We start from the raw sequence: 25,506 nt of genomic DNA on the forward strand, positions 1-25,506 counted from the left end.
CGTTAGTTCGCCTTCTTCGCGTCAGCTTTCTGCTTCGGCTGGATAACCATGTCGATACGCGGGCGAGGTGCGGTGACCTTGCTGCCATTGGCGCGGCCGGCCTGAGCGATCTGCTTCACGGTGTCATAGGTGATTTTTTCACCTTCCGTGGTGTTGCCATCGGTGCTGACCACTTTGGCCTGATCGATCAGGACAATGCGGTTCTGCTGGGCGTGGTACTGGATGGTCTTGCCGTAGCCCTTCATCGGGGCGGTATCGGCGGGCGCCTGCTTCTGTTCGAAATAGGCCAGGTTGCCCACCGATGTCACCACGTCAATATCGCCGGCCGGGGTACGCGTGAGCGTCACCGTGTTGCCGGTGATTTTCATCGAGCCTTGGGTGATGATCACGCCGCCGGTGTAGGTGGCCACACCTTGTTTGTCATCCAGCTGCGCATCGTCAGCCTGAATGTGGATCGGTTGCTGGCTATCGTTCGGCAGAGCCCAGGCGCTCACGCTTCCCAGTGCTGCGCCCAGACCGAGCAAAATAGGGAGGGTTTTAACGAGCCTCATACTGTCCTCTTACGTTCGATAGCAGGTGTATCCTGCTTTCTTTCAAATACGCTTTCATTCCCTTGCCAGTCGATACACCGCCAGCGCCGTCGATTCTAACGTCTTGCTCGGTCTGCGCATATTGCTGTTGTGGGAAAACGGTCATGCGACTGCTGGTAATGATGGTGTCGCGGTTCTTATCGTCGGTGCGTGCAACGCGGACCGAGTCGATCAGTTCTACCTGGGTGCCACCCTTGTTCACCTCACCGCGCTTGCTGGTGACATGCCATGGGAACTCGGTACCGCGGTAGAGGTTCAGGTCGGGGTTGGTCAGTAGGCTGACGTCCGTGGCCTTGAGGTTTTCGACTTTATCGGCGGTCATTTCGTACTGAACCTTGCCGTCAGGCAGGAACTGTATGGTGTGGGCGTTGATGGCGTAATAGGCGATAGCGCTCTCGTCGACGGCCACTACAGGCTTGTCGAGAAAGCGCTCCGGGCTGATATTCCAGTAGCCCACCGCCAGGAACAGCGCGGCGATCACCCCGAATAACAGAAATTTGCGAATCTTTTTGCTCAGCATAAAAAGCTCTATAGGTAGGCGGCGTGGGCCGCTTCAAGACTGCCCTGGGCACGCAGGATCAACTCGCAGAACTCGCGGGCAGCACCTTCACCGCCACGTGCGGTAGTGATGCCATGGGCGTGTTCGCGCACAAATGCCGCGGCGTTCGCGACGGCCATGCCCAGGCCTACCCGGCGAATGACCGGCAGGTCAGGCAGATCATCGCCCAGGTAGGCGACCTGCTCATAGCTTAGGTTGAGCTGTCCAAGAAGCTCGTCCAGAACCACCAGTTTATCCTCGCGGCCCTGATACAGGTAAGGAATCCCCAGGTTTTGTGCGCGGCGTTCCACAACCGGTGTTTTTCGACCGCTGATAATCGCCGTTTGCACGCCCGCAGCCATCAACATCTTGATGCCTTGGCCATCGAGGGTATTGAACGTCTTGAACTCGCTGCCGTCTTCGAGAAAGTACAGGCGGCCATCGGTCAGTACGCCGTCGACGTCGAAAATCGCCAGTTTGATGTTTTTACCGCGTTGCAACAGGTCGCTGGACATTTACATCACTCCCGCACGCAGCAAGTCGTGCATGTTCAGGGCGCCGACCGCGTGATCGTCACCGTCGACGACCACCAGCGCAAGAATCTTGTGGTCTTCCATGATCTTCAGCGCTTCGGCCGCCAGCATTTCAGGGCGTGCGGTCTTGCCGCGTGGGGTCATGACTTCGTCGATCGTAGCCGTTTGAATGTCGAGGTTACGGTCCAGGGTACGGCGCAAGTCGCCGTCAGTGAACACCCCGGCCAGGCGGCCATCGGATTCCAGGATGACTGTCATGCCCAGGCGCTTGAGGGTCATTTCCATCAGGGCGTCCTTAAGCAGGGTACCGCGCGGGACGTGAGGCAATTCATCACCGGAGTGCATGACGTTTTCGACTTTCAGCAGCAGGCGGCGGCCCAAGGCGCCACCCGGGTGGGAAAATGCGAAATCCTCGGCGGTAAACCCGCGTGACTCCAGCAGCGCCACTGCCAAGGCATCGCCCATCACCAGTGCTGCGGTGGTGGAGGAGGTCGGTGCCAGGTTCAGCGGGCAGGCTTCGTGGTCCACGTGAACATTCAGGTTGACCTCGGCGGCCTTGGCCAGCGTCGAGTCCGGGTTGCCGGTAATGCTGATCATCTGGATGCCCAGGCGTTTGATCAGTGGCAGCAGGGTCACGATTTCATTAGTGCTGCCGGAGTTCGACAGCGCCAGGATAATGTCATCCTTGGTGATCATGCCCATGTCGCCGTGGCTGGCCTCGGCCGGGTGCACGAAAAAAGCCGTGGTCCCGGTGCTTGCCAAGGTGGCGGCGATTTTGTTGCCGACATGGCCTGATTTGCCCATGCCGACCACGACAACGCGGCCCTTGCTGGCCAGAATCATTTCGCAGGCGCGTACGAAATCCGCGTCGATATGGGCCAGCAAACCTTCTACGGCTTCAAGCTCGAGGCGGATGGTGCGTTGTGCGGATTGAATAAGGTCGCTGGATTGGCTCATGTCTGAAATCGTATAGCCTGACGAAAAGTCGACGATTATAGCGGTAATGATCAATTCCCTCACGCAAGTTCGTCAGGGTTTATTCTGCAAGTGCCTAAGATTAGTGCACAGCAACGTTTTTTCCCTGTCCCGAATCTGAACGAGCGCTGTTCCGGCCTTGGGGGCGCTGTACCAGCAGTGATATAGTTCGCCGCCAGTTCGGTCCGCCCAACCCATGTGGCTAACTATTTATTGCGCATCTGTCGCAAACGAATGTCGCAAACATGGTGTCTGAGTGAAAGGCTGCATCCCAAGGAGATTAGATGAGTGCCGATAACGCCTACGCGGTCGAGCTGAAGGGCCTTACCTTCAAGCGCGGGACGCGCAGCATCTTCAATAACGTCGATATTCGCATTCCCCGCGGAAAAGTCACGGGCATCATGGGGCCTTCCGGTTGCGGCAAGACCACCCTGTTGCGCCTGATGGGTATGCAATTGCGCCCTAGCGCCGGCGAAGTGTGGGTCAACGGCCAGAACCTGCCGACCCTGTCGCGCAGCGATCTGTTCGATGCGCGCAAGCATATGGGCGTGCTGTTCCAGAGTGGCGCGCTGTTCACTGACCTCGATGTGTTCGAAAACGTGGCGTTTCCGCTGCGGGTGCACACGCAACTGTCCGATGAGATGATTCGTGACATTGTGTTGCTGAAGCTGCAGGCCGTCGGCCTTCGCGGCGCCATCGACCTGATGCCTGACGAATTGTCCGGCGGCATGAAGCGTCGTGTCGCGTTGGCGCGTGCCATCGCGCTGGATCCGCAAATCCTCATGTATGACGAGCCTTTTGTAGGCCAGGACCCGATCGCCATGGGCGTGCTGGTACGCCTGATCCGCCTGCTCAACGACGCGTTGGGGATTACCAGTATCGTGGTGTCCCACGACCTGGCCGAAACCGCGAGCATTGCCGACTACCTCTATGTAGTAGGCGATGGTCAGGTGCTGGGGCAGGGCACGCCTGAAGAACTGATGAACGCTGATAACCCGCGTATTCGCCAATTCATGACCGGCGATCCCGATGGCCCGGTGCCTTTTCATTTTCCGGCAGCGGACTACCGCTCAGATCTTCTGGGGAAGCGCTGATGCGCAAGACATCTTTACTCGAGAAGGTTCGCCTTTTCGGTCGCTCCGGCATCGATCTGGTCGAAGTGCTGGGGCGTTCGACCATTTTTCTGTTTCACGCACTGCTCGGTCGCGGCGGCATCGGCGGCGGTTTTGGCCTGCTGCTCAAGCAATTGCACTCGATCGGCGTGATGTCCCTGGTCATTATCGTGGTGTCCGGGATTTTCATCGGCATGGTGCTGGCGTTGCAGGGGTTCAATATCCTCTCCAGCTACGGTTCGGAGCAGGCGGTGGGGCAGATGGTCGCCCTGACGCTGTTGCGTGAACTCGGCCCGGTTGTCACCGCCTTGCTGTTTGCCGGGCGCGCAGGGTCTGCATTGACCGCTGAGATCGGCAACATGAAGTCCACCGAGCAGTTGTCCAGCCTGGAAATGATCGGCGTGGACCCGCTCAAATACATTGTTGCCCCGCGCCTGTGGGCCGGCTTCATTTCCCTGCCTCTGCTGGCGATGATCTTCAGTGTGGTCGGTATCTGGGGCGGCTCGTGGGTGGCGGTTGACTGGTTGGGCGTCTATGACGGCTCGTACTGGGGCAACATGCAAAACAGCGTGACTTTCAGCGGCGACGTGCTTAACGGCATCATAAAGAGCATCGTCTTCGCCTTTGTAGTGACCTGGATCGCCGTATTCCAAGGCTATGACTGTGAGCCCACTTCAGAAGGGATCAGTCGCGCCACCACCAAGACCGTTGTGTACGCCTCGCTGGCGGTACTGGGCCTTGACTTCATTTTGACCGCCTTGATGTTTGGAGATTTCTGATGCAAAACCGCACTGTGGAAATCGGTGTCGGCCTTTTCTTGCTGGCTGGCATCCTGGCTTTACTGTTGTTGGCCCTGCGAGTCAGCGGCCTGTCGGCCAGCCCCACCGCCGACACTTATAAACTTTACGCGTACTTCGATAATATCGCCGGTTTGACTGTCAGAGCCAAAGTGACCATGGCCGGTGTAACCGTCGGCAAGGTCACGGCAATCGATCTGGATCGCGACAGCTTCACCGGCCGAGTGACCATGCAAGTCGATAAGAAGGTAGATAATCTGCCGACTGACTCCACTGCATCTATCCTCACTGCTGGTTTGCTGGGCGAGAAGTACATCGGTATCAGCGTGGGCGGGGAAACAGCCTTGCTCAAGGATGGTTCGACAATCCACGACACACAGTCGTCGTTGGTGCTTGAAGACTTGATCGGTAAATTCCTGCTCAATACGGTCAATAAAGACGCCAAATGAGGAATCTGTTCATGATCTCTACCTTGCGACGTGGCCTGCTGGTGCTGCTTGCAGCACTGCCGATGATGGCCAACGCGGCGGGTTCTGCGCACGATCTGGTGCAGGACACGACCAACAAAATGTTGGCTGACCTGACTGCCAACAAAGAGCAGTACAAGCAAGACCCAACGAAGTTCTACGATGCGCTGAATACCATTGTGGGCCCAGTGGTCGATGCCGAAGGCATTTCCCGCAGCATCATGACGGTCAAGTATTCACGCAAAGCTACGCCTGCGCAGATGCAAACATTCCAGGAAAACTTCAAGAAGGGCCTGTTCCAGTTCTATGGCAACGCCCTGCTGGAGTACAACAACCAGGGCATTACCGTTGCTCCGGCCGGGGATGAGTCGGGTGACCGCACCAGCGTTAACATGACCGTTAAGGGCACCAACGGCGCCGTTTATCCTGTGCAGTACACACTGGAGAAGATCAGCGGCGAGTGGAAACTGCGTAACGTGATCATCAACGGCATCAACATTGGCAAGCTGTTCCGCGATCAGTTCGCTGACGCGATGCAGCGCAATGGCAACAACCTGGACAAAACCATCAATGGTTGGGCCGGTGAAGTCGCCAAGGCCAAGGAAGAAACCGACAAACAAGCTGGGAAGCCTGCGCAATGACCGAGTCGGCTGTTCGTCTTGGCGACGCCGGTGAGTTGTTTCTCAGTGGCGTACTCGATTACCGCTCCGGGCCTGACCTGCGCAAGCAGGGCCAGGCGCTGATCAACAGCAGCAACGCGCCTGCGTTGGTGCTTGATTGCTCGGCGGTGACCAAGTCCAGCAGCGTCGGTCTGTCGTTGTTGCTGTGTTTCATGCGCGATGCTGAAGCGGTCAAGAAGCCGTTCAGCATCCGTGCGTTGCCCGAGCACATGCGCGAAATTGCCGAGGTTTCCGGTATTACCGAACTGTTGGCGCATCCTTAATACACATTATTAAAGAGGCCCCCCGTCAGAGTCCTGCTATGCGGGGTTCGCAGGCGCGGGGCTTTTTTGTATGATGTGCGACCCGTGCGCACTTGGCGCCGATAGAGGTTGAGCATGCAGGCCTACGAAGTTAAGAGCTTCCTTGAAGAAAAGCTGTCGAATAGCCTTCCTTCACAAGTGCAGGTTGAAGTTGAAGGCGAAGGCTGCAACTTCCAGCTGAATGTGATTAGCGATGAACTGGCGGCACTGAGCCCGGTCAAGCGTCAACAGCAGATCTATGCCCATTTGAACCCGTGGATCACCGATGGCAGCATCCACGCGGTCACTATGAAATTTTTCAGCCGCGCGGCCTGGGCCGAGCGCACCTGAGCCCCCAAGGCGTCGAGATTCTTATGGATAAATTGATTATTACCGGCGGTGTCCGCCTTGATGGCGAGATCCGCATTTCCGGTGCGAAAAACTCCGCCTTGCCGATCCTGGCAGCGACCCTGCTGTGCGATGGCCCGGTGACTGTGGCCAACCTGCCGCACCTGCACGACATCACCACCATGATCGAGCTGTTCGGTCGCATGGGCATTGAGCCGGTGATCGACGAGAAGCTGTCTGTCGAAATCGACCCGCGCACTATCAAGACCCTGATCGCTCCGTACGAATTGGTGAAAACCATGCGTGCGTCGATCCTGGTACTGGGCCCGATGGTTGCCCGTTTTGGTGAAGCCGAAGTGGCGCTGCCTGGCGGTTGCGCCATCGGTTCGCGTCCGGTCGACCTGCACATCCGTGGCCTTGAAGCCATGGGTGCCACCATCGACGTCGAAGGCGGCTACATCAAGGCCAAGGCGCCAGAAGGCGGCTTGCGCGGTGCCAATTTCTTCTTTGATACCGTCAGCGTGACCGGTACCGAGAACATCATGATGGCCGCTGCCCTGGCCAACGGTCGCAGCGTGCTGCAAAACGCCGCGCGCGAGCCTGAAGTGGTCGACCTGGCCAACTTCTTGATCGCCATGGGTGCCAACATCACCGGCGCCGGCACCGACACCATTACCATTGAGGGTGTTAAACGCCTGCACTCGGCCACCTACAAAGTGATGCCCGACCGTATCGAGACCGGCACCTACCTGGTGGCTGCCGCCGTGACCGGTGGTCGCGTCAAGGTTAAGGACACCGATCCGACCATCCTTGAAGCCGTCCTGGAAAAACTCAAGGAAGCGGGTGCTGAAATCACCACCGGTTCCGACTGGATCGAGCTGAACATGCACGGCAAGCGGCCAAAAGCTGTCAACGTGCGTACTGCTCCGTACCCGGCGTTCCCGACCGACATGCAAGCGCAGTTCATCTCCTTGAACGCGATTGCCGAAGGCACCGGTGCCGTGATCGAGACCATCTTCGAAAACCGCTTCATGCACGTGTATGAACTGCACCGCATGGGCGCCAAGATCCAGGTCGAAGGCAACACGGCCATCGTTACCGGCATCGAGAAGCTCAAGGGCGCGCCAGTCATGGCCACCGACCTGCGTGCCTCGGCCAGCTTGGTGATCTCGGCGCTGTGCGCTGACGGCGATACCCTGATCGACCGCATCTACCACATCGACCGTGGTTACGAGTGCATCGAAGAAAAACTGCAGATGCTCGGCGCCAAGATCCGCCGCGTACCGGGCTAGTCCCCGGAACTGCAAATACCTTTACTGTGGTGAGGGAGCTTGCTCCCGCTGGGCTGCGCAGCAGTCCCGCTCTTGGGGGCCGCTTTGCGACCCAACGGGAGCAAGCTCCCTCGCCACAGGAAGGTGTTTGTTGTTAAATGGTTTGTTTCAAATCGAGGCTGTAATGGCCTCGATCTGTGTCTGGCGCCGTTTGCGACCGGACAGCAATAGCCTGATGAAGGACTGACGTTTCCCATGTTGACCATCGCACTGTCCAAGGGCCGCATCCTTGACGACACTTTGCCGCTTCTGGCTGAAGCGGGCATCGTGCCGACCGAGAATCCGGACAAGAGCCGCAAGCTGATCATCCCTACGACCCAGGACGACGTTCGCCTGCTGATCGTTCGGGCTACCGACGTGCCGACTTACGTTGAACATGGCGCGGCCGACCTCGGTGTGGCCGGTAAAGACGTGCTGATGGAATACGGCGGCCAAGGCCTGTACGAGCCGCTGGACCTGCGTATCGCCCTGTGCAAGTTGATGACCGCCGGCCGCGTCGGTGACGTCGAACCTAAGGGCCGCCTGCGCGTGGCAACCAAGTTCGTCAACGTCGCCAAGCGTTACTACGCCGAGCAGGGCCGTCAGGTCGACATCATCAAGCTCTACGGCTCGATGGAACTGGCCCCGCTGATCGGCCTGGCCGACAAGATCATCGACGTGGTCGACACCGGCAACACCCTGCGTGCCAACGGTCTCGAACCCCAAGATTTTATTGCCGACATCAGCTCCCGTCTGGTCGTCAACAAAGCTTCAATGAAGATGCAACACGCCCGAATCCAGGCGTTGATCGACACCCTGCGCAAGGCAGTGGAGTCTCGACACCGCGGTTGACTCACCTGCGCGGCCCTAGGCCGCGCCCGTCTATCCGCCTCATAGCCAGAATTCTCAGGTGCCCAAGCGGATCGACTGCTAACTTTCGGCGCCTGAGTATTTTTGCCAATCCTATGAGGCCCTCGCTATGACCACGTCCACTGCAATTGCCCGACTCAACGCTGCCGACCCGGATTTCGCCCATCATCTGGATCATCTGCTGAGCTGGGAAAGCGTGTCCGACGACTCGGTCAACCAGCGGGTGCTCGACATCATCAAGGCCGTGCGCGAGCGCGGCGATGCGGCGCTGGTGGATTTCACTCGCCAGTTCGATGGCCTCGACGTGGCGTCCATGTCAGACCTGATCCTGCCGCGCGAGCGTCTGGAGCTGGCTTTGACGCGCATCACTGCGCCACAGCGTGAAGCCCTTGAAGTCGCGGCAGCACGGGTGCGCAGCTACCACGAAAAACAGAAGCAGGATTCCTGGAGCTACACCGAGGCCGACGGCACGGTGCTGGGCCAGAAGGTTACGCCGCTGGACCGTGCTGGGCTGTACGTGCCCGGCGGTAAAGCCTCTTACCCATCGTCGGTGCTGATGAACGCGATCCCGGCCAAGGTGGCGGGCGTGACCGAAGTGGTCATGGTGGTGCCAACCCCGCGCGGTGAAATCAACGAGCTGGTGCTGGCGGCCGCGTGCATTGCCGGTGTGGACCGCGTGTTCACCATCGGCGGCGCTCAAGCTGTCGCGGCCCTGGCCTATGGCACCGAGAGCGTGCCGAAGGTCGACAAAGTGGTTGGCCCCGGCAATATCTATGTAGCCACCGCCAAGCGCCACGTGTTTGGCCAGGTCGGCATCGACATGATCGCCGGCCCCTCGGAAATCCTCGTGGTGTGTGACGGCCAGACCGACCCGGACTGGATCGCCATGGACCTGTTCTCCCAGGCCGAGCACGACGAAGACGCCCAGGCGATCTTGGTCAGCCCTGACGCCGCGTTCCTCGACAAGGTCGCCGCCAGCATCAACAAGTTGCTGCCGACCATGGACCGCGCCGAGATCATCGAAAAGTCGATCAATGGCCGTGGTGCGCTGATTCTGGTGCGTGACATGGAACAGGCCATCGAAGTGGCCAACCGTATCGCGCCGGAGCACTTGGAATTGTCCGTTGCCGACCCACAAGCCTGGCTGCCGTCGATTCGCCACGCGGGTGCGATCTTCATGGGCCGCCACACCAGCGAAGCCCTGGGCGACTACTGCGCCGGCCCCAACCACGTGTTGCCGACCTCCGGCACCGCGCGGTTCTCGTCGCCTCTGGGGGTGTATGACTTCCAGAAGCGTTCGTCGATCATCTTCTGCTCGCCACAAGGCGCTTCCGAACTGGGCAAGACCGCTTCGGTGCTGGCCCGTGGTGAATCGCTGAGCGCCCACGCTCGCAGCGCCGAATACCGCATCCTTGAAGAGGGGAAATAAGACATGAGCAAATTCTGGAGCCCCTTCGTCAAGGACCTCGTGCCTTACGTGCCCGGCGAGCAGCCGAAGCTGACCAAGTTGGTCAAGCTCAACACCAACGAGAACCCCTACGGCCCGTCGCCCAAGGCGCTCGCGGCGATGCAGGCCGAGTTGAACGACAACTTGCGCCTGTACCCGGACCCCAACAGTGACCTGCTCAAGCAGGCCGTGGCCAAGTATTACGCTATCGACGCTGGCAAGGTCTTCCTCGGCAACGGTTCCGATGAGGTCCTGGCGCACATTTTCCACGGCCTGTTCCAGCACGACTTGCCGCTGCTGTTTCCGGACATCAGCTACAGCTTCTACCCGGTTTATTGTGGCCTCTACGGCATCACGTCCGACCCGGTGCCGCTGGATGAGCAGTTCCAGATCCGTGTGGCGGACTACGCCAAGCCTAACGGCGGGATCATCCTCCCCAACCCGAACGCGCCCACCGGCTGTGTGCTGGCGTTGGACGCCGTGGAGCAGATCCTCAAGGCCAGCCCGGATTCAGTGGTGGTGGTCGATGAAGCCTATATCGACTTCGGCGGTGAAACCGCTATCAGCCTGGTGGACCGTTACCCGAACCTGCTGGTGACTCAGACCCTGTCCAAATCGCGCTCACTGGCCGGTTTGCGTGTGGGCCTGGCGGTGGGTCACCCAGACCTGATCGAGGCGCTGGAGCGGGTCAAGAACAGCTTTAACTCCTATCCGTTGGACCGTCTGGCGATTGTCGGCGCGGCAGCGGCGTTCGAGGACCGTGAATATTTCGAGAAGACGTGCAAGCTGGTGATCGACAGCCGTAACAAGCTGGTCGCACAGCTGGAGGGTAAAGGCTTTGAAGTGTTGCCGTCGGCGGCCAACTTCATCTTTGCCCGTCACCCGCAGCACGATGCCGCCGGGTTGGCAGCCAAGTTGCGTGAGCAGGGTGTGATCGTGCGGCACTTCAAGCAGGCGCGGATTGCCCAGTTCCTGCGGATCAGCATTGGTACGCCAGAGCAGAACCAGGCGCTGATTGATGGGCTCGGGGAGCTTTAACCTGCGCTGAAAAACAAGTGTGGGAGCTGGCAGGCCAGCTCCCACACTTATTTGCGTTGGGTCAGTTAGAGCAGCGGCTCATCCGGCTTCTTGTTTTTCCAACCATCATTACCCGGCAGCAGCAGGTTCAAACCAATCGCTACCACCGCGCACAGGGCGATGCCCTTGAGGCCGAAATCATCCGGGCCGGTGCCCGTACCCACCAGCACACCGCCAATCCCGAACACCAACGTCACCGACACAATCACCAGATTGCGCGCCTCTCCCAGGTCGATCTTGTGGCGGATCAGCGTGTTCATGCCCACAGCGGCAATCGAGCCGAACAGCAAGCACAGAATCCCGCCCATCACCGGCACCGGGATGCTCTGCAGCAGCGCCCCGAACTTGCCGATAAACGCCAGGCTGATGGCAAACACTGCCGCCCAGGTCATGATTTTCGGGTTGTAGTTCTTGGTCAGCATCACCGCGCCGGTCACTTCGGCGTAGGTGGTGTTCGGCGGGCCGCCAAGCAGCCCAGCAGCCGTGGTGGCAATGCCGTCACCGAGCAGGGTGCGATGCAGGCCGGGCTTCTTCAGGTAGTCGCGACCAGTCACGCTACCCACCGCAATTACACCGCCGATGTGTTCGATCGCCGGGGCCAGGGCCACCGGGAGGATAAACAGGATCGCCTGCCAGTTGAATTCCGGCGCGGTAAAGTGGGGCAGGGCGAACCACGGTGCGGCGGCGATCTTCGCGGTGTCCACCACGCCGAAGTAGAACGCCATGGCGAAACCCACCAGTACGCCGGAGATAATCGGCACCAGGCGGAAAATGCCTCTGCCGAATACCGCCACGATCAACGTGGTGAGCAGCGCCGGCATCGAGATCAGCATGGCTGTCTTGTAGGGGATCAGTTCGGCACCGTCGCCGCCTTTACCCATCGCCATGTTCGCGGCGATCGACGCCATGGCCAGGCCGATGGAAATAATCACCGGCCCGATCACCACAGGTGGCAGCAGCCGGTCGATGAAACCGGTGCCCTTGATCTTCACCGCAGCGCCCAGGAACGTATAAACGAAACCGGCCGCCATCACCCCGCCCATCGTCGCCGCCAGGCCGAACTGCTGCTTGGCGAGAATGATCGGGGTGATAAACGCAAAGCTCGACGCCAGGAACACCGGCACTTGGCGGCCGGTGACCACTTGGAACAACAAGGTCCCCAAGCCTGCGGTAAACAGGGCGACGTTTGGATCGAGGCCTGTGATCAGCGGCATCAACACCAGCGCACCAAATGCTACGAAGAGCATCTGTGCGCCAGACAGGATCTGGCGCCAAAGCGGGTCGTTGAATTCATCCTGCATGCTCACGCGTCCTTCTGCTTGGTGCCGAAGATCTTGTCACCGGCATCGCCCAGGCCTGGGATGATGTAGCCGTGTTCGTTCAGGCGCTCATCAATCGACGCGGTGTAGATCTGCACGTCCGGGTGGGCCTTCTCGACGGCAGCAATGCCTTCGGGCGCAGCCACCAACACCATGGCGCGGATGTCCTTGCAACCGGCCTTTTTCAGCAAGTCGATGGTGGCAACCATGGAGCTGCCGGTGGCGAGCATCGGGTCGATGATCATCGCCAAGCGCTCGTTGATTTCCGGGACGAGTTTTTCCAGGTAGGTGTGCGCCTGCAATGTTTCCTCGTTGCGGGCCACGCCGACGGCGCTGACTTTGGCGCCCGGGATCAGGCTGAGTACGCCTTCGAGCATGCCGATGCCGGCGCGCAGGATCGGCACCACCGTGATTTTCTTACCGGCGATTTTCTCCACCTGGACGGGACCGGCCCAACCGGGGATCTCGTAGGTTTCCAGAGGCAAATCTTTGGTAGCTTCGTAAGTGAGCAGCGCTCCGACTTCCTGAGCAAGCTCACGGAAGTTCTTCGTGCTAATGTCGGCACGGCGCATAAGGCCGAGTTTGTGTCTGATCAGCGGGTGGCGGATCTCGCGAGTGGGCATGGGAAAAGCTCCGGCGGCGGGCAAAAAAACCGGCCTAGATTAATCTATCCGAGGGTGTTGTCCTATAGACATCTAGTACGTTAGTCCATTAAGGCTTGATCGTTGCGCCTCACATGCGTACCTTTGCCCGCTTTTCTTGCCACAGCACCCCCTTGGAGAGCGCCATGTCTGCTGATCTCGAGCATATCCGTCAAATCATGCGCGAGGCTGACTGCCTGTACACCGAAGCGCAAGTCGAAGAGGCAATCGCCAAGGTCGGCGCTCACATCACACGCGAAATGGCCGACACCAACCCGGTGGTCTTTTGCGTGATGAACGGTGGCCTGATCTTCGCCGGTAAATTGCTGACTCACCTGCAGTTCCCGCTGGAAGCCTCCTACCTGCACGCCACCCGTTATCGCAACGAAACCACCGGCGGCGACCTGTTCTGGAAAGCCAAGCCGGAAGTCTCGTTCATCGACCGCGACGTGCTGATCATCGACGACATCCTCGATGAAGGTCACACCCTGGGCGCGATCATCGACTTCTGCAAACACGCCGGCGCGCGCAAAGTGCACACCGCCGTGCTGATCGACAAAGACCACGACCGCAAGGCTCGCCCGGACCTGAAAGCTGATTACGTCGGCCTGCCGTGCATCGACCGCTACATCTTCGGTTACGGCATGGACTACAAAGGCTACTGGCGTAACGCCAATGGGATCTTCGCCGTTAAAGGAATGTAACCCATGGCCCGCTTTCTTGATCAGTCCCTGTTCACCGAATTGGCCGAGAAAGCGGCCGCCAGCCCCCGTGGTCGGCACCACCACAACTTTCATCAGATGGAAGAGCCGTGCCATCGCCTGGCCGTTGGCCTGCAACTTGACACCTATGTGCCGCCGCATCGGCACCTGAGCGCGGACAAGGCGGAAACCCTGCTGGTGCTCAAGGGCAGCCTGGGCGTGTTGGTGTTCAGCGACACCGGCGAGGTCATCGCCAAGCGCGTGATGCAGGCGGGCGGTGAATGCTCGGGCGTTGACCTGCCCCCCGGCGTGTTTCATGGCTTGGTGGTGCTGGAGCCCGACAGCGTGATGTTCGAGTGCAAAGCCGGGCCGTATCGCCCGGTAGGCGAGGGCGAGTTGGCTGACTGGGCACCCCGCGAAGGCGATGCCGAGGTGGAACGCTATCAGGCATGGATGCGTTCACAATTTGATTGGGTTTCAGCTCAACGGTAGCCCTTGTTCGACCAGTGAGGCCAACAGGCCGGCGCCCAGTGGAATAACGCTGTCATTGAAGTCATAACGGTCATTGTGCAGTTGGCAATGACCGACCCCTTCGCTTGGCGAGCCACCCTGGCCGAGATAAATATAGGCGCCCGGCCGCTCCTGCAGCATGTATGAGAAATCTTCGGCGCCCATGGTGAGTGGTTCGTTGCACCTCACGTTGGCTTCGCCAACCAGGCTTCGTGCAACCTCAGCGGCAAACAGCGCCTGCTCAGTGTGATTGACGGTTGCGGGATAACCTCGCTGATAGTCATAGCTGGCGGTGGCGCCAAACGCGGTTGCAACACCCTGGGCGATTTCACCGATGCGCCGTTCCAGGAGGTCTCGATTGGCGCTGGTAAAACTACGCGCGGTTCCGATCATCTTCACGTGGGCGGGGATAACGTTGTTAGCGTTAAGTTGACTGGTTTGCAGGCTGGCCACCGTCACTACACCGGACTCGAGTGGGTGCAGGTTGCGACTGACGATGCTTTGCAATGCAACAACGATATGGCTGGCAGCCAGTACCGGGTCGATTGCCGCGTGAGGGATCGCCGCGTGGCCGCCAAGGCCGGTGACGATAATTTCAAAGCTGTCGGCCGCCGCTTCCACCGGCCCCGGCTGCACGGCGATGACCCCGGCGGGGTAGTCGGGGTTGTTGTGCAGTGCATACACCGAATCCATTGGGAATTGTTTGAACAGCCCTTGTTCAATCATCACTTTGGCGCCGCCGCCGCCTTCTTCGGCGGGCTGGAAGATCACGATCACTTTGCCACTGAACCGGCGTGTCTGCGCCAGATAGCGCGCCGCCGCCAGCAACATCACCGTATGCCCGTCGTGCCCGCAGCCGTGCATCAGGCCTGGGTGGATGGAACGGTGCGCGAAATCATTGGCTTCGACCATGGGCAGGCAGTCCATGTCGGCACGCAGGCCCATGCTCCCGCCGGGTTGTGCGCCTTCAATGATGCCGATAACCCCGGTGCCGGCCAGCCCTCGATGGACTTTGATACCTTGCTGTTGAAGAAAGTCAGCAACAATTGCGCTGGTACGGTGCTCATCGAAACCCAGCTCTGGATGGGCGTGGAGATCGCGCCTCAAGGCGGTAAGTGCTTGAAGATGGGCCTGGATGGCGTCAACAGGATGGGTGGTCATGGGCGGGACTCTTGTTATTTTGATTGAGCTGGAAAATCTACAGCGTTCAGGCGTTCTTTCAACCATGGTGGCTTGATTCAATGCAACCAGAGGTGTCAGGGGGTATCTCGGCCGTTTATGCGTGATCTGCGTGCTAGCATGGCTGCCCCTTTGGAGGTGTAAATGAGAGCGTTGATTTGCAGCTGCGCCGCCCTGGCGCTGACCCTCAGCCTGCCCCTCGCGGCGGCCCCCGCGCCGATGCACAGCCAATTCCTGCCGCCGGACGACCTCACCCTGCGCGCCGACATCCCTGACCAGCAGCAACTGCTGCAAGTCACCGAGTACGCGGTGGTGGTGGGCAACCAGCGGCAATCGACCCAGCAGCCGATCCCGGTGACGTCGCCGTTGATGATCCGCCTCAAGGGCAAGTCCTTGAACAAAGGCGCGACCATCAGCCAGGTGGTGCTCAATTTTGATGCTGAAAGCAAAAGCCTGAAAAAACCGGTGTTCGATGACACCAGCAAAACCCTGACCTTGTCCTACCCACTGGCGCAGTACCGCGTGATTGTCGACCTGCTGCGCAATGACACGGTGTATGTGCAGTTCCTCAGTTATGCCAACGGGCATATCTGGGCGGACCTGCACACCGGCGCCGTTCGCGCAAAGTAATTAAGCCGGCACACGCTCATCCATGTGAATGCAGTCAATGTGGACGCTGGCTTGCCTGCGATGGCAAGCCAGCGTCCACATGAGTGTTTGGTTGTTTTCGAAGGTGGTGTCTGGCAGGTAGACTTCCTCTCCCGTGTAAATGTCTGCAGGCTGGAGTCGGTAATGCGTAAAGATAAGAAACAGGTGATTGGTGACGAGATCGGCGACGACCAGATCAAGTTGTTCCTGGACTTCGAGCCGGTTGATGCGACTTCACCGTCCCTGCACAAACTGATCAAGGCCTACCGCGGCCTGCGTATCGACGACTTCGAGCGCTTCCTGGGCTTTTTCAAGCAAGCAGGCCTGGATCTGGACGGCAAGGACGAGCATGGCCAGACGTTCGTCGAGTTGATCAAGGACCAGCGCAACGCTGCCGAGTACATCGCGCTGATCGACAACGCTCGCAGCTGATTATCCGAGACATAAAAAAACGCCCCGAGGGGCGTTTTTCTGATGGTTCCCACGCTTTGCGTAGGAATGCATCCTGTGACGCTCTGCGTTAGGTCCTCAAGCGTAGCTTTCGGCTTCGTTGCTTTGCTCAACCAGTTCCAGGCTGATGTTGTTCTGCGTATTGATCTTGCGGTACAGCTCGGCGTCAGTCTCGAGGATTTTCTCCCGGGCCGGGAAGATCTCGTGCAGCTTGGCTGCCCACTCACCGGCCGTCTTCTCTGGGAAGCAACGCTCGATCAGTTCCAACATGATCGAGACGGTCACCGAAGCGCCCGGGGATGCGCCCAACAACGCCGCCAGCGAGCCGTCTTTGGCCGCAACCAGCTCGGTGCCGAATTGCAGCACACCGCCTTTTTTCGGGTCTTTCTTGATGATCTGCACCCGTTGGCCAGCCACTTCCAGGCGCCAGTCTTCGGCTTTCGCCTCGGGGTAGAAACGGCGCAGGGATTCCAGGCGTTGCTCCATCGACTGGCGCACTTCGCTGACCAGGTATTTGGTCAGGTCCATGTTGTCGCGGGCCACGGCTAGCATCGGGCCGATGTTGCCGGCACGAATTGACAGTGGCAGGTCCAGGAACGAGCCGTGCTTGAGGAACTTGGTGGTGAAGCCGGCGTATGGCCCGAACAGCAGGGACTTCTTGCCATCCACCACGCGCGTGTCCAAGTGCGGCACGGACATCGGCGGCGAACCCACGGCGGCCTGGCTGTAGACCTTGGCCTGGTGGTGCTTGACCACTTCTGGGTTGTCGCAACGCAGCCACTGGCCGCTGACTGGGAAGCCGCCGAAACCTTTGCTTTCTTCGATGCCCGAGGCTTGCAGCAACGGCAGGGCCGCGCCACCGGCGCCGAGGAACACGAACTTTGCGTCCACTTCACGGCTGTTGCCGTTGTTGACGTCCTTGATGCTCACGGTCCAGCCCGCGCCGTTACGCTTGAGGCCAGTGACGCGCTTGCTGTACTTGACCTGGGCATCCGGTGCGCTGGTCAGGTGCGACAGCAGTTGGTTGGTCAGGGCGCCGAAGTTGACGTCGGTGCCGTTCATCACGCGGGTGGCAGCGATTTTTTCGTCGAGCGGGCGGCCCGGCATCATCAGCGGCATCCACTCGGCCATTTCGCTGCGGTCTTCGGTGTAGTGCATGTCCGAGAACGCGTGGTGCTGGCTGAGGGTTTCAAAGCGCTTCTTGAGGAAGGACACGCCTTTGTCGCCCTGCACGAAGCTCAGGTGCGGCACCGGGCTGATAAAGGATTTGGACGAGCCAAAGGTGCCTTTTTTGGTCAGGTACGCCCAGAACTGCTTCGACACCTCGAACTGGGTGTTGATGTGCACGGCTTTCTTGATGTCGATGGAGCCATCGGCGGCCTGCGGTGTGTAGTTCAGCTCACACAGCCCGGCGTGGCCGGTACCGGCGTTGTTCCACGGGTTGGAACTTTCCGCGGCACCCGAATCCATCAGCTCAACGACTTCCAGCTTGAGGCCGGGGTCGAGCTCTTTGAGCAGTACGGCCAGGGTGGCACTCATGATGCCGGCCCCTACCAGAACTACGTCGACTGCTTCGTTATGCGCCATTTAACGCGTCTCCAAAATCTGCAGCACCAAATTGACGGCATGGCTGCCAGGAGTGACGGGGCGGTTCACGTGTTGCCCCAGGTTACCCATGGCCAGGATCGCCATGTCCGTTTCGCAATTCTTTGCAATTTCAGCGCACGCTTCCTGCCGGGCTAATCTGCCTATGAACGCATTCATGGGCGCCTGTGGCAATTCGACTTATGGTCAACGCGTGCGATTTGTGCAACCAATCCGTAGCGGACAGGCTCAAGCTCCGGTGTTTGAGGAGTACTCGGTCCTGTGTGGTTGGGCTGTTACAGACGCTGATGGTGCTTGTACAAACGCAAAACTATTCATTTGCTCGCCACACTCTTGTGAAGTTGTGAAAACCCGTTTTTTCACGCTCTTTTGAAGACGTGAACCTCAAAAAAGGGCTGCCCCAGCCTGGCACCTGGCCCGCAAACCTCTGCCGACACGCGGCAAAACGGGCAAACAACTCAAGTGGCCGAGCGCAATGGCAGCTCTGGCAGATTCGGTAAGGCGGGTGGGTTTGCAAAGAAAACAGCAAGCGCGCCAGCTTCACTCGATCTGTGTGGGCGGCTCTCTGTGGGCGATTTGGGGGTTAATACCGAGGCATTAACGATGCTGCGAGGCCCGATCAGGAGACGTCCTTATAATCGGGGGGAGATTGTAGCGAAGAACGCCAGGGAAATGGGCGTGTTTTATGACTTTAATTCGTGTCTCGGTCAGGAGGCCAACGCATGCCGGGTTTGCGCGTGCGTAACTTTCGGGCTGACCCGGGCGCTCGCTGGCAGCGGGCGGTGCATCCAGCCCAGGTGGGTCTCTGCGACCTCCACCCAGCCTTCACCGACGGGCGGCAAGCTGCACTGCTTGAAGGCCTGGCAATGGCCGCGGGCGTCCAGCAGGGCATAGTGGCGATGACGGGCGCGGGGCATGAACAATGACTTGAGAAGGCGCATGGCTTTGTACCTGTTACGTTACATGCTTGAAGGTTGCCAGTGTGCCATGACACTGGAATGACGGATTTATGTGAAATTGTAATTTCAGCATGCCTTCAGCTGCCGTTCAGGATGGCTGGTGGGTGGCGCGTGCGCACCGTTATACTGGCGGCCTGTTTGCATCTAGTCCTGGAGAAATGAGTATGTTGCAACGCCTGTTGTTCGGTTTGATCACTGTGACCAGTTTGACCCTGGTTGGCTGCGCCAACAGCCCGCAACAACTCAGCCCGCAACCTAAAGTCACCGCGCGGTTGGCGCCTGTCGGCCATGGCCAGCCGGTGTCGGTGCGTGTAGTGGATGGTCGCCCGTCGCCGACCCTGGGTTCGCGCGGTGGCCTGTACCCGGAGACCGCGCTCATTTCGGTCACCGGTCAAGACGTGCTGCCCAAGCTGCAAGCCCAGGCTGAAGCCGCCGTGCGCCTGCTGGGCTTCACCCCGGCCAACTCGCCGGGCGCGCCTCAGTTGACCATCACCCTGGCCGAGCTGAAATACCAGTCGCCCAAAGATGGCCTGTATGTGACTGAAGCCTCCATCGGCGCAACGTTCAAGTCCGACGTCAGTGCCGGTACCCGTCGCTACAGTGGCCGCTACGGCGCTTCGCTGAACCAACGCTTCGGTATGTCGCCGAACCAGGAAACCAACACCAAGTTGGTCAGCGATGTCCTGAGCGACGCCCTGACGCGCCTGTTCAAAGACCCAAGCATCGGTCAACTGCTCAGCTCGCAGTAATACCGTTCAACAAAAAGCCGGGCTCAGCGATGAGCCCGGCTTTTTTATGCTTGTTGCGTTCATGCAGCTGTTTCGACATAAAAGTCCAGCACACTCACGCCAGTGAGCAAGTCCAGCTCCGGCAAGTCGGCATGCTGGTGCCCGCCCAGCGCGCAATACACCAGCCAGTGGCGATCCTGAACGTTAAACGCCAAGCCGCCGACCAGCGCCTCTTGCTCATCGGTCTGGGCGATCAGATACAGCCGATCCTGGTTCTGCGCATGCAACATGACAAGCTCCCGAACGTTCGAAGGGCAACAGAGTGGCCTGTTAAGGTGACGTTCAGGTGACGCTGTAAATTACTGGATACATTGATCGTACATGGGGGATGGAACGTTTCTGCGGCAGGAGGCCAATATCGTTCAGGTTTGTATCTGAATGGATACCAGAACACTGTACCACTGAGGTTTGCGATGGCGCTGCCCGCACTGCTGATCAATGCTGTGGCTTTATTGGTAGCCTGCCCGGGTGCAGCGCTGCTGTTCATTACCCGCCTGCGCGAGCAACGCGCACTGGCTGACCTGAGCGCGCAAAGCGAAGAGCGCGCGATCGATCAACCGATGTTGTTTCTGGATGTGCGCACCGAACGGGCGCATCGCCTGGCTTACCGCGTCGGGTTTGCCTGCCTCGGGCTGGCGCTGGTCGCTTCTTGGCTCAGCACCCGTTTGTAAAAACACTGCAAAACTAAATGTGGGAGCGGGCTTGCCCGCGATAGCAGTGTGTCAGTCGATAGATTCGATTCTGACACACCGTCATCGCGGGCAAGCCCGGCTCCCACATTTTGTTCCGGTGTTTACAGCGGGATGCCCGCTTTAACCCGATATTGATTACGCACTGGCGTCGCATACTGCACCACCAGAAACGGCCGGTGCTCAGCTGGGCACTCGTTCAAACGCCGCTCCCACTCCGCCTTCGCCTTGGCCAACTCATCAGCCGGGAACACCTCGGCCGCTGTCGGCACCTGCAATTGCGGGTCGGCGTCGCTCCACTGCGCGTACGCCAGGTAGTGCACCGGGAACAAGCGATAGCCGCCGAGAATCTGCCGGTCCATTTCCACCGCCAGCAGTTTGGTGTCTTCAAAACGCTCGGTAATCGGCGGCGCAAAGTTCACATGCACACGGCCCTTGTAGCCGGTGATGCCCAAGGCAATGCTCACATCATCCTCGCCCGGCGCCTTGCTGTAGGTGCCAGTGGTGGCGCGGATATACAGCTCGCGGGCCTTGGCCGTGTCGCACGGGTCGTATTCATAGCTGATCGACACCGGCGTCAGGTTCAACGACTGGATCACCTCGGCAAACGGCTCGTCCTTGCGGCTGACGTGGAACATCTTGAGGATCGCCGACTCGGTGCGATCATCCCCGTCCTTGGCACGGCCTTCGGCCTGGGCGATCCAGATCGACTGGCAGTCGTTGCGGATCGAATGGTTGATGTAGGCCGACAGCAGGTTATACGCCGCCATCTTTTCCTTTCGCCCGGTGATCGAGCGGTGCACGATAAAGCTCTTGTTCAGGCGCATCAGGTCGCTGACAAACGGCTTTTGCAGCAGGTTGTCGCCTATAGCGATACGCGGCGTCGGCAGACCGGCGTGGTATACGGCATAGTTGACGAAGGCTGGGTCCATCACGATGTCGCGGTGGTTGGCCAGAAACAGGTAGGCGGTGCCGGACTTGAGCTGCTCGACGCCGGTATAAGTGACGCCGTCGGTCGCGCGATCAATGGTGTGGTCGACGTAATATTCGACTTTGTCCTGCAGCGTTGCCACGGTGGTGACGCCGGCGAACTCACGGCGCAGCTTGCGGGCGATCATCGGCTTGAGCAACCAGCCCAAGGCGCCGGCAAAGCGCGGAAAGCGGAAGTGGGTCAGGATGTCCAGAAAGGCCTTGTCACTGAACAGACGTGCCAGCACTGCCGGGACTTCGCTGTCGTTGTAAGGTCGGATGGTATCGAATTCGCCCATCATGCTCTCTTGTTAGAAACGGCTAGGGTAAGTAAAGGAAGTATCAGGGTGCGGCCGCAATATTGGCTCTGCCGTGAATAGCCCTGTAAATAGACCGGCGATTATACGCACAAGTCACCTGGGAGACCGCGATGCTGGAAACCGAGTCGTACGATTGTCCTTATTGTGGTGAACCGGCCGAGGCCGTGCTGGACCTTTCCGGCGGCGATCAGTCATACATTGAAGACTGCCCGGTGTGTTGCCGGCCAATTATCTTTGATCTGCAGGTACACGATGAAGAATGGATGCTCACGGTCCGCAGCGAGAACGAGTGACAGGTACGCCCATGCAGCGAATCTATGAACCGGAAAACCTGATGGAGGGCGAGCTGCTGCAACAGATGCTCGCCAGCGAAGGCATCGAGGCGCACCTGGTGGGGCGCCATTTGCTCGGTGGCACCGGCGAATTGCCGATTTTCGGCCTGCTCGGGCTGGAAGTGGACAACGACCAGGCCGCCTACGCCCGTGAGCTGATTACCGCTTACAACGGTGCGCAACCGCTGCCCGGCGATGAACCCGACAGCTTCCCCGACGTATTGGTCTGTTAGGCTGTCGGTCGGTTTACCCAAGAGTCGTGTTACCCCATGTGTGGACGTTATGCCCTGTTTCGCTGGAACCCTACGTTTGCTGCCTTGCCGGGCTTTCCGGCCGACCAGCAGGCCCAGTGGAACATCTCCCCGAATGATTCGGTGCTGATCCAGCGCTTGAGCGAAGGCCAGCACACCCTGGCGCGCGCCCGCTGGGGCCTGACGCCGCCCTGGCTGACCGACCTTTCCCGCACCCCAGCCCACGCCCGCGCCGAAACCCTGGCCGAGCAACCGATGTTCCGCGAAGCCTTCCGCCAGCGCCGCTGCTTGCTGCCGGCCAACGGTTTTTACGAATGGCGCGGCACCCAGCGCAAGCGACCCTACTGGCTGACGCCGGGGGAGGGGTCGACGCTGTTTTTTGCGGCAATCTGGGAAGCGTATCCGGTGCAGGAACAGGTGTGGCTGAGTACGGCGGTGGTGACCCAGGCGGCGCAGAGCCAGCGGCGGCCGTTGATCCTCGATGCTGCGGGGCAAGAGGCCTGGCTGAATCCGCAGACGCCGTTGCATGTGTTGCAGGGGTTGTTGGCCGGTGAGCCGGCTGCGCTGCGCGAGCGGGTTCTGGCCAATATGGTCAATGATCCGAAGCTCAATGGGCCTGAATGCCTGACCCCAGGCTGAGGTTGGATTCACGGGCCTCATCGCAGCATAGGTATCTACGCAACTGCTGGTGAACGCAAAATCTGTAGCTGGCGAGCTTTTGTGGCGAGCGGGCTTGCCCGAATGCCGTTCAGCTAAGCGCATATCCCCTGTGGGAGCGGCGGTGCGACGATTCGACTTGCTCGCGAAAGCGGTGGGTCAGTCAACATCAATGTTTACTGGGCCGACGTCTTCGCGAGCAAGCCCGCTCCCACTTTGACTGTATTCACAGATCCAAGCGTGGGAGCTGGTTTGCCTGCGATAGCGCCCTCAAAACCACCGCAAATCCCTAAACCTTAAACTGGTTGATCAACCGCCGCTGCTGCTCTGCCAACTTGGTCAAATCCGCACTGGCCGCGCTGGACTCATCCGCGCCGCCCGCCACTTCATTGGCCACCTGGCCGATATTGATCACATTGCGATTGATGTCCTCAGCCACCGCGCTCTGCTCCTCAGCTGCGCTGGCAATCTGGGTGTTCATGTCGTTGATCACCGACACTGCCTGCGTAATCGTTTCCAGTGCCTCAGCGGCCTTGGCCGCATGTTGCACGCTTTCATCGGTGCGGTTCTGGCTGTCTTCCATCACCTTCACCACGTCCCGCGTGCCTTGTTGCAGTTGCTGGATCATGGTCTGGATTTCTTCGGTGGCTTTCTGCGTTTTCTGCGCCAGGTTGCGCACTTCATCCGCCACCACCGCAAACCCACGGCCTTGCTCGCCAGCCCGCGCCGCCTCGATGGCGGCGTTGAGCGCCAGCAGGTTGGTCTGCTCGGCAATGCCACGAATCGCCGTGAGGATCGCGTTGATGTTCTCGCTGTCCTTGGCCAGGGTTTGCACCACGACGACCGCGCGGCCGATTTCTTGCGCCAGCGCGCCGATTGACGTCGAGGTGTCGCGCACGACGCGCATGCCTTGGCTCGCGGCTTGGTCCGCGTGGCTGGCAGCTTGCGCAGCCTGGGTGGCGTTGCGCGCCACGTCTTGGGCGGTGGCGGTCATCTCGTGCACGGCGGTGGCCACTTGGTCGATCTCGACCATTTGTTTGTGCACGCCCTGATTGGTGCGGATCGCGATGTCGGCGGTGTGCTCCGACGAATCGCTGACCTTTTGCACCGAACTCACCACCTGGGTAATCATGCCCTGCAGCTTGATCAGGAAGGTATTGAAGCCCGTGGCAATCGCGCCCAGTTCATCGGCGCGGTCGCTGGTCAGGCGGCGCGTCAGGTCGCCTTCGCCTTGGGCGATGTCGTTGAGCATGGCCACCATTTGCTTGAGCGGGCGGGCGATGCCGTGGCCCACCAGCCAGATCACCAGCAAGCCGATGCCAGCGATCAACAGGCCAACCATGGCCATGCCGAAGGTGTCGGTTTTGCGCTGGGCTTGCAGGTCACTTTGCAGTTTCTGCGAGTCGGCCATTACTGCACTCAGCGGCAGTTGCATCATCAAGGTCCAGCGCGCTTCAGCCTGGCCGATGTTGAAGGGCAGGAACAGCACGATATGCCCGTGTTCCTTGTCGATGTCGTAGCGCACTTCGCCGACTTTCAGCTGGCTGAGGTTGGCCAGTTCGTTACTGTCGAGCAGGTCGGTGGCTTTTTCACCGAGCTGGCTGGCGTCCTTGGTGTAGGCCACCAGGCGACCGTTACTGGAGATCAGCGCCAGCTCGCCGGCGCCGTCATAGAGGTTCTGGTCGGCGCGGGTGAGCATGTCCTGGATGAAATTGACTGACAGGTCGGCGCCGACGATGCCCTGGAAGGCGCCGTCAATCATGATCGGTTCGATAAACGAGGCCAGCATCACCATCGCATTGCCGACCTTATACGGTGCCGGGTCGATGGCGCAGGGCTTCTTGCTCTCTTTGGAGCACAGGTAGTACTCGCTGGCGCGCACGCCGGTGGCGAGGATGTTCTGGTCGTTGACGTCGGCGAGTTTATCCAGGCCCAGGCTGCCATCAGCGTTGCGGTACCACCACGGCAAAAAGCGCCCGTCGGCGGCCATGCCGACAATCGGCGTGTTGACGTAGGCGGCGTCGTTATGGTCAATCGCATTGGGCTCCCAGCCGATATAAGCGCCAAGGATTTTCGGGTTGCGCACCACGGTCTCGTGCAGCAGGTTGATCAGTTGTTCGCGCCCGACCTGCAGCGCCGGTTCGCCCTTGGCGTCTTTCATGCCGAGCAGGGCGTTGGCGGTGGCCAGGCCTTTGGCGGTCACCAGGGGTGCTTCCAATTCGCGCTGGATCAGCGTGGCCTGGGTTTGCGCCAACGCTGTGAGGCGCTGCTCGATGACCTGCTCAAACTGCGCCTGGGTGCGGTCCTGCACCAGTTCCTGGGTGCGCGCGCCGGCAAACACGGCGTAGAGCACCAACACGGCAACCACACTCAGCACGATGGCGCCGGTCAGTGCTGCGACAGAAAACTGAATCGACTTGAATTTCATGAAGGCTCCGGGCGCAGGGGCAGAGGGCTGCCTTC

At 59.7% G+C, this 25,506-nt stretch carries 31 protein-coding genes and 1 pseudogene; 19 read left to right on the forward strand and 13 right to left on the reverse strand.

What is annotated here, in order from left to right; all coding sequences use genetic code 11:
- Positions 1–2: 2 nt before the first annotated feature.
- Genes lptA through KZH41_RS05950 form a run of 4 tightly spaced genes read right to left on the reverse strand, consistent with a single transcriptional unit; the run spans position 3 to position 2,618 of the window.
- Positions 3–551: a lipopolysaccharide transport periplasmic protein LptA gene (lptA, locus tag KZH41_RS05935; RefSeq protein WP_094950431.1), complete on the reverse strand. Its 549-nt coding sequence runs from the start codon at positions 549–551 to the stop codon at positions 3–5.
- A complete protein-coding gene (lptC, locus tag KZH41_RS05940; RefSeq protein WP_242154477.1) occupies positions 538–1,110 on the reverse strand; it encodes an LPS export ABC transporter periplasmic protein LptC in 573 nt (190 codons plus the stop codon). Before lptC ends, lptA begins: the two co-directional genes overlap by 14 nt.
- An 8-nt stretch (positions 1,111–1,118) precedes the next feature.
- On the reverse strand, positions 1,119–1,643 hold the full coding sequence (locus tag KZH41_RS05945) for a KdsC family phosphatase (RefSeq protein ID WP_094950433.1): 525 nt from the start codon (positions 1,641–1,643) through the stop codon (positions 1,119–1,121).
- Positions 1,644–2,618 carry a KpsF/GutQ family sugar-phosphate isomerase gene (locus tag KZH41_RS05950; RefSeq protein ID WP_094950434.1) on the reverse strand — a complete coding sequence of 325 codons (975 nt, stop codon included), beginning with the start codon at positions 2,616–2,618 and terminating at the stop codon, positions 1,644–1,646.
- A gap of 302 nt (positions 2,619–2,920) precedes the next feature.
- Here KZH41_RS05950 and KZH41_RS05955 point away from each other — a divergent pair, with 302 nt between their 5' ends.
- The 10 genes from KZH41_RS05955 to hisC all read left to right on the forward strand — a co-directional run bounded on the left by KZH41_RS05955 (position 2,921) and on the right by hisC (position 10,986).
- Positions 2,921–3,730, forward strand: a complete 810-nt coding sequence (locus KZH41_RS05955) for an ATP-binding cassette domain-containing protein (protein WP_003171811.1) — start codon at positions 2,921–2,923, stop codon at positions 3,728–3,730.
- A complete protein-coding gene (gene mlaE / locus KZH41_RS05960) occupies positions 3,730–4,527 on the forward strand; it encodes a lipid asymmetry maintenance ABC transporter permease subunit MlaE (RefSeq protein WP_094950435.1) in 798 nt (265 codons plus the stop codon). The genes KZH41_RS05955 and mlaE overlap by 1 nt, the downstream gene beginning before the upstream one ends.
- Positions 4,527–4,994, forward strand: coding sequence for an outer membrane lipid asymmetry maintenance protein MlaD (gene mlaD / locus KZH41_RS05965; protein ID WP_094950436.1), 468 nt, complete (start codon positions 4,527–4,529; stop codon positions 4,992–4,994). Before mlaE ends, mlaD begins: the two co-directional genes overlap by 1 nt.
- Positions 4,995–5,005: 11 nt before the next feature.
- Positions 5,006–5,653, forward strand: coding sequence for a phospholipid-binding protein MlaC (locus tag KZH41_RS05970; protein ID WP_094950437.1), 648 nt, complete (start codon positions 5,006–5,008; stop codon positions 5,651–5,653).
- The gene (locus KZH41_RS05975; protein ID WP_094950438.1) at positions 5,650–5,955 is read left to right on the forward strand and encodes a lipid asymmetry maintenance protein MlaB; all 306 of its coding nucleotides are present in this window, start codon (positions 5,650–5,652) and stop codon (positions 5,953–5,955) included. Before KZH41_RS05970 ends, KZH41_RS05975 begins: the two co-directional genes overlap by 4 nt.
- Positions 5,956–6,069: 114 nt before the next feature.
- Positions 6,070–6,324, forward strand: coding sequence for a BolA family protein (locus tag KZH41_RS05980; RefSeq protein ID WP_094950439.1), 255 nt, complete (start codon positions 6,070–6,072; stop codon positions 6,322–6,324).
- 23 nt (positions 6,325–6,347) lie between these two features.
- Positions 6,348–7,613, forward strand: coding sequence for a UDP-N-acetylglucosamine 1-carboxyvinyltransferase (gene murA, locus KZH41_RS05985; RefSeq protein ID WP_094950440.1), 1,266 nt, complete (start codon positions 6,348–6,350; stop codon positions 7,611–7,613).
- A 234-nt stretch (positions 7,614–7,847) separates the two neighbouring features.
- Positions 7,848–8,483, forward strand: a complete 636-nt coding sequence (hisG, locus tag KZH41_RS05990) for an ATP phosphoribosyltransferase (RefSeq protein WP_083360118.1) — start codon at positions 7,848–7,850, stop codon at positions 8,481–8,483.
- Between the two features lie 127 nt (positions 8,484–8,610).
- Positions 8,611–9,930: a histidinol dehydrogenase gene (gene hisD, locus KZH41_RS05995; protein WP_094950441.1), complete on the forward strand. Its 1,320-nt coding sequence runs from the start codon at positions 8,611–8,613 to the stop codon at positions 9,928–9,930.
- 3 nt (positions 9,931–9,933) lie between these two features.
- Positions 9,934–10,986 (forward strand): histidinol-phosphate transaminase, encoded by a 1,053-nt coding sequence (hisC, locus tag KZH41_RS06000; RefSeq protein ID WP_094950442.1) that lies wholly within the window; start codon positions 9,934–9,936, stop codon positions 10,984–10,986.
- A gap of 65 nt (positions 10,987–11,051) precedes the next feature.
- Here hisC and KZH41_RS06005 read toward each other — a convergent pair whose 3' ends face one another.
- Positions 11,052–12,326, reverse strand: a complete 1,275-nt coding sequence (locus KZH41_RS06005) for a uracil-xanthine permease family protein (RefSeq protein WP_263274518.1) — start codon at positions 12,324–12,326, stop codon at positions 11,052–11,054.
- A gap of 2 nt (positions 12,327–12,328) precedes the next feature.
- A complete protein-coding gene (gene upp / locus KZH41_RS06010) occupies positions 12,329–12,967 on the reverse strand; it encodes a uracil phosphoribosyltransferase (protein WP_017138223.1) in 639 nt (212 codons plus the stop codon).
- 164 nt (positions 12,968–13,131) lie between these two features.
- Here upp and KZH41_RS06015 point away from each other — a divergent pair, with 164 nt between their 5' ends.
- The gene (locus tag KZH41_RS06015; RefSeq protein WP_034102221.1) at positions 13,132–13,689 is read left to right on the forward strand and encodes a hypoxanthine-guanine phosphoribosyltransferase; all 558 of its coding nucleotides are present in this window, start codon (positions 13,132–13,134) and stop codon (positions 13,687–13,689) included.
- A 3-nt stretch (positions 13,690–13,692) separates the two neighbouring features.
- Positions 13,693–14,178 (forward strand): WbuC family cupin fold metalloprotein, encoded by a 486-nt coding sequence (locus tag KZH41_RS06020; protein ID WP_094953030.1) that lies wholly within the window; start codon positions 13,693–13,695, stop codon positions 14,176–14,178.
- Here KZH41_RS06020 and KZH41_RS06025 read toward each other — a convergent pair.
- Positions 14,164–15,357, reverse strand: a complete 1,194-nt coding sequence (locus KZH41_RS06025; RefSeq protein WP_263274519.1) for a M20 aminoacylase family protein — start codon at positions 15,355–15,357, stop codon at positions 14,164–14,166. The two genes, KZH41_RS06020 and KZH41_RS06025, sit on opposite strands and share 15 nt — an antisense overlap.
- A 162-nt stretch (positions 15,358–15,519) precedes the next feature.
- On the opposite strand from KZH41_RS06025, the gene KZH41_RS06030 reads away from it, so the two are divergent.
- Entirely contained in the window at positions 15,520–16,005 is a 486-nt protein-coding gene (locus tag KZH41_RS06030; protein ID WP_094953028.1) for a hypothetical protein, read from the forward strand.
- A gap of 162 nt (positions 16,006–16,167) precedes the next feature.
- On the forward strand, positions 16,168–16,455 hold the full coding sequence (locus KZH41_RS06035; protein ID WP_094953027.1) for a PA4642 family protein: 288 nt from the start codon (positions 16,168–16,170) through the stop codon (positions 16,453–16,455).
- Between the two features lie 96 nt (positions 16,456–16,551).
- Here the strand turns inward: KZH41_RS06035 and mqo are convergent, their stop codons facing one another.
- Together mqo and KZH41_RS06045 are read right to left on the reverse strand one after the other, a co-directional pair.
- On the reverse strand, positions 16,552–18,060 hold the full coding sequence (gene mqo / locus KZH41_RS06040; RefSeq protein ID WP_263274520.1) for a malate dehydrogenase (quinone): 1,509 nt from the start codon (positions 18,058–18,060) through the stop codon (positions 16,552–16,554).
- A 725-nt stretch (positions 18,061–18,785) separates the two neighbouring features.
- Positions 18,786–19,019, reverse strand: a complete 234-nt coding sequence (locus KZH41_RS06045; RefSeq protein ID WP_094953025.1) for a hypothetical protein — start codon at positions 19,017–19,019, stop codon at positions 18,786–18,788.
- A gap of 182 nt (positions 19,020–19,201) precedes the next feature.
- Here KZH41_RS06045 and KZH41_RS06050 point away from each other — a divergent pair, with 182 nt between their 5' ends.
- Positions 19,202–19,786, forward strand: coding sequence for a YajG family lipoprotein (locus KZH41_RS06050; protein ID WP_263274521.1), 585 nt, complete (start codon positions 19,202–19,204; stop codon positions 19,784–19,786).
- A 59-nt stretch (positions 19,787–19,845) separates the two neighbouring features.
- Here KZH41_RS06050 and KZH41_RS06055 read toward each other — a convergent pair whose 3' ends face one another.
- Complete coding sequence (locus tag KZH41_RS06055; RefSeq protein ID WP_083360107.1) at positions 19,846–20,055, reverse strand: hypothetical protein; 210 nt, start codon at positions 20,053–20,055, stop codon at positions 19,846–19,848.
- A 183-nt stretch (positions 20,056–20,238) separates the two neighbouring features.
- Here KZH41_RS06055 and KZH41_RS06060 point away from each other — a divergent pair, with 183 nt between their 5' ends.
- Positions 20,239–20,496, forward strand: a complete 258-nt coding sequence (locus KZH41_RS06060; RefSeq protein WP_094953023.1) for a hypothetical protein — start codon at positions 20,239–20,241, stop codon at positions 20,494–20,496.
- Positions 20,497–20,618: 122 nt separating this feature from the next.
- Here the strand turns inward: KZH41_RS06060 and KZH41_RS06065 are convergent, their stop codons facing one another.
- On the reverse strand, positions 20,619–21,782 hold the full coding sequence (locus KZH41_RS06065) for a 1-acyl-sn-glycerol-3-phosphate acyltransferase (protein ID WP_176462995.1): 1,164 nt from the start codon (positions 21,780–21,782) through the stop codon (positions 20,619–20,621).
- Between the two features lie 131 nt (positions 21,783–21,913).
- Between KZH41_RS06065 and KZH41_RS06070 the strand changes: the two genes are divergently transcribed.
- Genes KZH41_RS06070 through KZH41_RS06080 form a run of 3 tightly spaced genes read left to right on the forward strand, consistent with a single transcriptional unit; the run spans position 21,914 to position 23,025 of the window.
- Positions 21,914–22,096 carry a CPXCG motif-containing cysteine-rich protein gene (locus tag KZH41_RS06070; protein WP_094953021.1) on the forward strand — a complete coding sequence of 61 codons (183 nt, stop codon included), beginning with the start codon at positions 21,914–21,916 and terminating at the stop codon, positions 22,094–22,096.
- 11 nt (positions 22,097–22,107) lie between these two features.
- A complete protein-coding gene (locus tag KZH41_RS06075) occupies positions 22,108–22,368 on the forward strand; it encodes a putative signal transducing protein (protein WP_094953020.1) in 261 nt (86 codons plus the stop codon).
- Between the two features lie 36 nt (positions 22,369–22,404).
- Positions 22,405–23,025, forward strand: coding sequence for an SOS response-associated peptidase (locus KZH41_RS06080; RefSeq protein WP_094953019.1), 621 nt, complete (start codon positions 22,405–22,407; stop codon positions 23,023–23,025).
- Between the two features lie 307 nt (positions 23,026–23,332).
- On the opposite strand, the gene KZH41_RS30405 is transcribed toward KZH41_RS06080, so the two are convergent.
- Together KZH41_RS30405 and KZH41_RS30410 are read right to left on the reverse strand one after the other, a co-directional pair.
- Positions 23,333–24,175: a methyl-accepting chemotaxis protein gene (locus KZH41_RS30405; RefSeq protein ID WP_406991501.1), complete on the reverse strand. Its 843-nt coding sequence runs from the start codon at positions 24,173–24,175 to the stop codon at positions 23,333–23,335.
- Between the two features lie 15 nt (positions 24,176–24,190).
- Positions 24,191–25,471 (reverse strand): annotated as a pseudogene (locus KZH41_RS30410) (HAMP domain-containing protein); the annotation flags it as partial.
- Between the last annotated feature and the right edge of the window lie 35 nt (positions 25,472–25,506).

The sequence above is a fragment of the Pseudomonas sp. YeP6b genome (assembly GCF_025642995.1).
In the GTDB taxonomy this organism is placed as follows: Bacteria; Pseudomonadota; Gammaproteobacteria; order Pseudomonadales; family Pseudomonadaceae; genus Aquipseudomonas.

Excerpts from the sequence above, each read along its gene's own strand:
- lptA (WP_094950431.1), bottom strand. The coding sequence starts at position 551 with ATGAGGCTCGTTAAAACCCTCCCTATTTTGCTCGGTCTGGGCGCAGCA.
- lptC (WP_242154477.1), bottom strand. The coding sequence starts at position 1,110 with ATGCTGAGCAAAAAGATTCGCAAATTTCTGTTATTCGGGGTGATCGCC.
- KZH41_RS05945 (WP_094950433.1), bottom strand. The coding sequence starts at position 1,643 with ATGTCCAGCGACCTGTTGCAACGCGGTAAAAACATCAAACTGGCGATT.
- KZH41_RS05950 (WP_094950434.1), bottom strand. The coding sequence starts at position 2,618 with ATGAGCCAATCCAGCGACCTTATTCAATCCGCACAACGCACCATCCGC.
- KZH41_RS05955 (WP_003171811.1), top strand. The coding sequence starts at position 2,921 with ATGAGTGCCGATAACGCCTACGCGGTCGAGCTGAAGGGCCTTACCTTC.
- mlaE (WP_094950435.1), top strand. The coding sequence starts at position 3,730 with ATGCGCAAGACATCTTTACTCGAGAAGGTTCGCCTTTTCGGTCGCTCC.
- mlaD (WP_094950436.1), top strand. The coding sequence starts at position 4,527 with ATGCAAAACCGCACTGTGGAAATCGGTGTCGGCCTTTTCTTGCTGGCT.
- KZH41_RS05970 (WP_094950437.1), top strand. The coding sequence starts at position 5,006 with ATGATCTCTACCTTGCGACGTGGCCTGCTGGTGCTGCTTGCAGCACTG.
- KZH41_RS05975 (WP_094950438.1), top strand. The coding sequence starts at position 5,650 with ATGACCGAGTCGGCTGTTCGTCTTGGCGACGCCGGTGAGTTGTTTCTC.
- KZH41_RS05980 (WP_094950439.1), top strand. The coding sequence starts at position 6,070 with ATGCAGGCCTACGAAGTTAAGAGCTTCCTTGAAGAAAAGCTGTCGAAT.
- murA (WP_094950440.1), top strand. The coding sequence starts at position 6,348 with ATGGATAAATTGATTATTACCGGCGGTGTCCGCCTTGATGGCGAGATC.
- hisG (WP_083360118.1), top strand. The coding sequence starts at position 7,848 with ATGTTGACCATCGCACTGTCCAAGGGCCGCATCCTTGACGACACTTTG.
- hisD (WP_094950441.1), top strand. The coding sequence starts at position 8,611 with ATGACCACGTCCACTGCAATTGCCCGACTCAACGCTGCCGACCCGGAT.
- hisC (WP_094950442.1), top strand. The coding sequence starts at position 9,934 with ATGAGCAAATTCTGGAGCCCCTTCGTCAAGGACCTCGTGCCTTACGTG.
- KZH41_RS06005 (WP_263274518.1), bottom strand. The coding sequence starts at position 12,326 with ATGCAGGATGAATTCAACGACCCGCTTTGGCGCCAGATCCTGTCTGGC.
- upp (WP_017138223.1), bottom strand. The coding sequence starts at position 12,967 with ATGCCCACTCGCGAGATCCGCCACCCGCTGATCAGACACAAACTCGGC.
- KZH41_RS06015 (WP_034102221.1), top strand. The coding sequence starts at position 13,132 with ATGTCTGCTGATCTCGAGCATATCCGTCAAATCATGCGCGAGGCTGAC.
- KZH41_RS06020 (WP_094953030.1), top strand. The coding sequence starts at position 13,693 with ATGGCCCGCTTTCTTGATCAGTCCCTGTTCACCGAATTGGCCGAGAAA.
- KZH41_RS06025 (WP_263274519.1), bottom strand. The coding sequence starts at position 15,357 with ATGACCACCCATCCTGTTGACGCCATCCAGGCCCATCTTCAAGCACTT.
- KZH41_RS06030 (WP_094953028.1), top strand. The coding sequence starts at position 15,520 with ATGAGAGCGTTGATTTGCAGCTGCGCCGCCCTGGCGCTGACCCTCAGC.
- KZH41_RS06035 (WP_094953027.1), top strand. The coding sequence starts at position 16,168 with ATGCGTAAAGATAAGAAACAGGTGATTGGTGACGAGATCGGCGACGAC.
- mqo (WP_263274520.1), bottom strand. The coding sequence starts at position 18,060 with ATGGCGCATAACGAAGCAGTCGACGTAGTTCTGGTAGGGGCCGGCATC.
- KZH41_RS06045 (WP_094953025.1), bottom strand. The coding sequence starts at position 19,019 with ATGCGCCTTCTCAAGTCATTGTTCATGCCCCGCGCCCGTCATCGCCAC.
- KZH41_RS06050 (WP_263274521.1), top strand. The coding sequence starts at position 19,202 with ATGTTGCAACGCCTGTTGTTCGGTTTGATCACTGTGACCAGTTTGACC.
- KZH41_RS06055 (WP_083360107.1), bottom strand. The coding sequence starts at position 20,055 with ATGTTGCATGCGCAGAACCAGGATCGGCTGTATCTGATCGCCCAGACC.
- KZH41_RS06060 (WP_094953023.1), top strand. The coding sequence starts at position 20,239 with ATGGCGCTGCCCGCACTGCTGATCAATGCTGTGGCTTTATTGGTAGCC.
- KZH41_RS06065 (WP_176462995.1), bottom strand. The coding sequence starts at position 21,782 with ATGGGCGAATTCGATACCATCCGACCTTACAACGACAGCGAAGTCCCG.
- KZH41_RS06070 (WP_094953021.1), top strand. The coding sequence starts at position 21,914 with ATGCTGGAAACCGAGTCGTACGATTGTCCTTATTGTGGTGAACCGGCC.
- KZH41_RS06075 (WP_094953020.1), top strand. The coding sequence starts at position 22,108 with ATGCAGCGAATCTATGAACCGGAAAACCTGATGGAGGGCGAGCTGCTG.
- KZH41_RS06080 (WP_094953019.1), top strand. The coding sequence starts at position 22,405 with ATGTGTGGACGTTATGCCCTGTTTCGCTGGAACCCTACGTTTGCTGCC.
- KZH41_RS30405 (WP_406991501.1), bottom strand. The coding sequence starts at position 24,175 with ATGATTACCCAGGTGGTGAGTTCGGTGCAAAAGGTCAGCGATTCGTCG.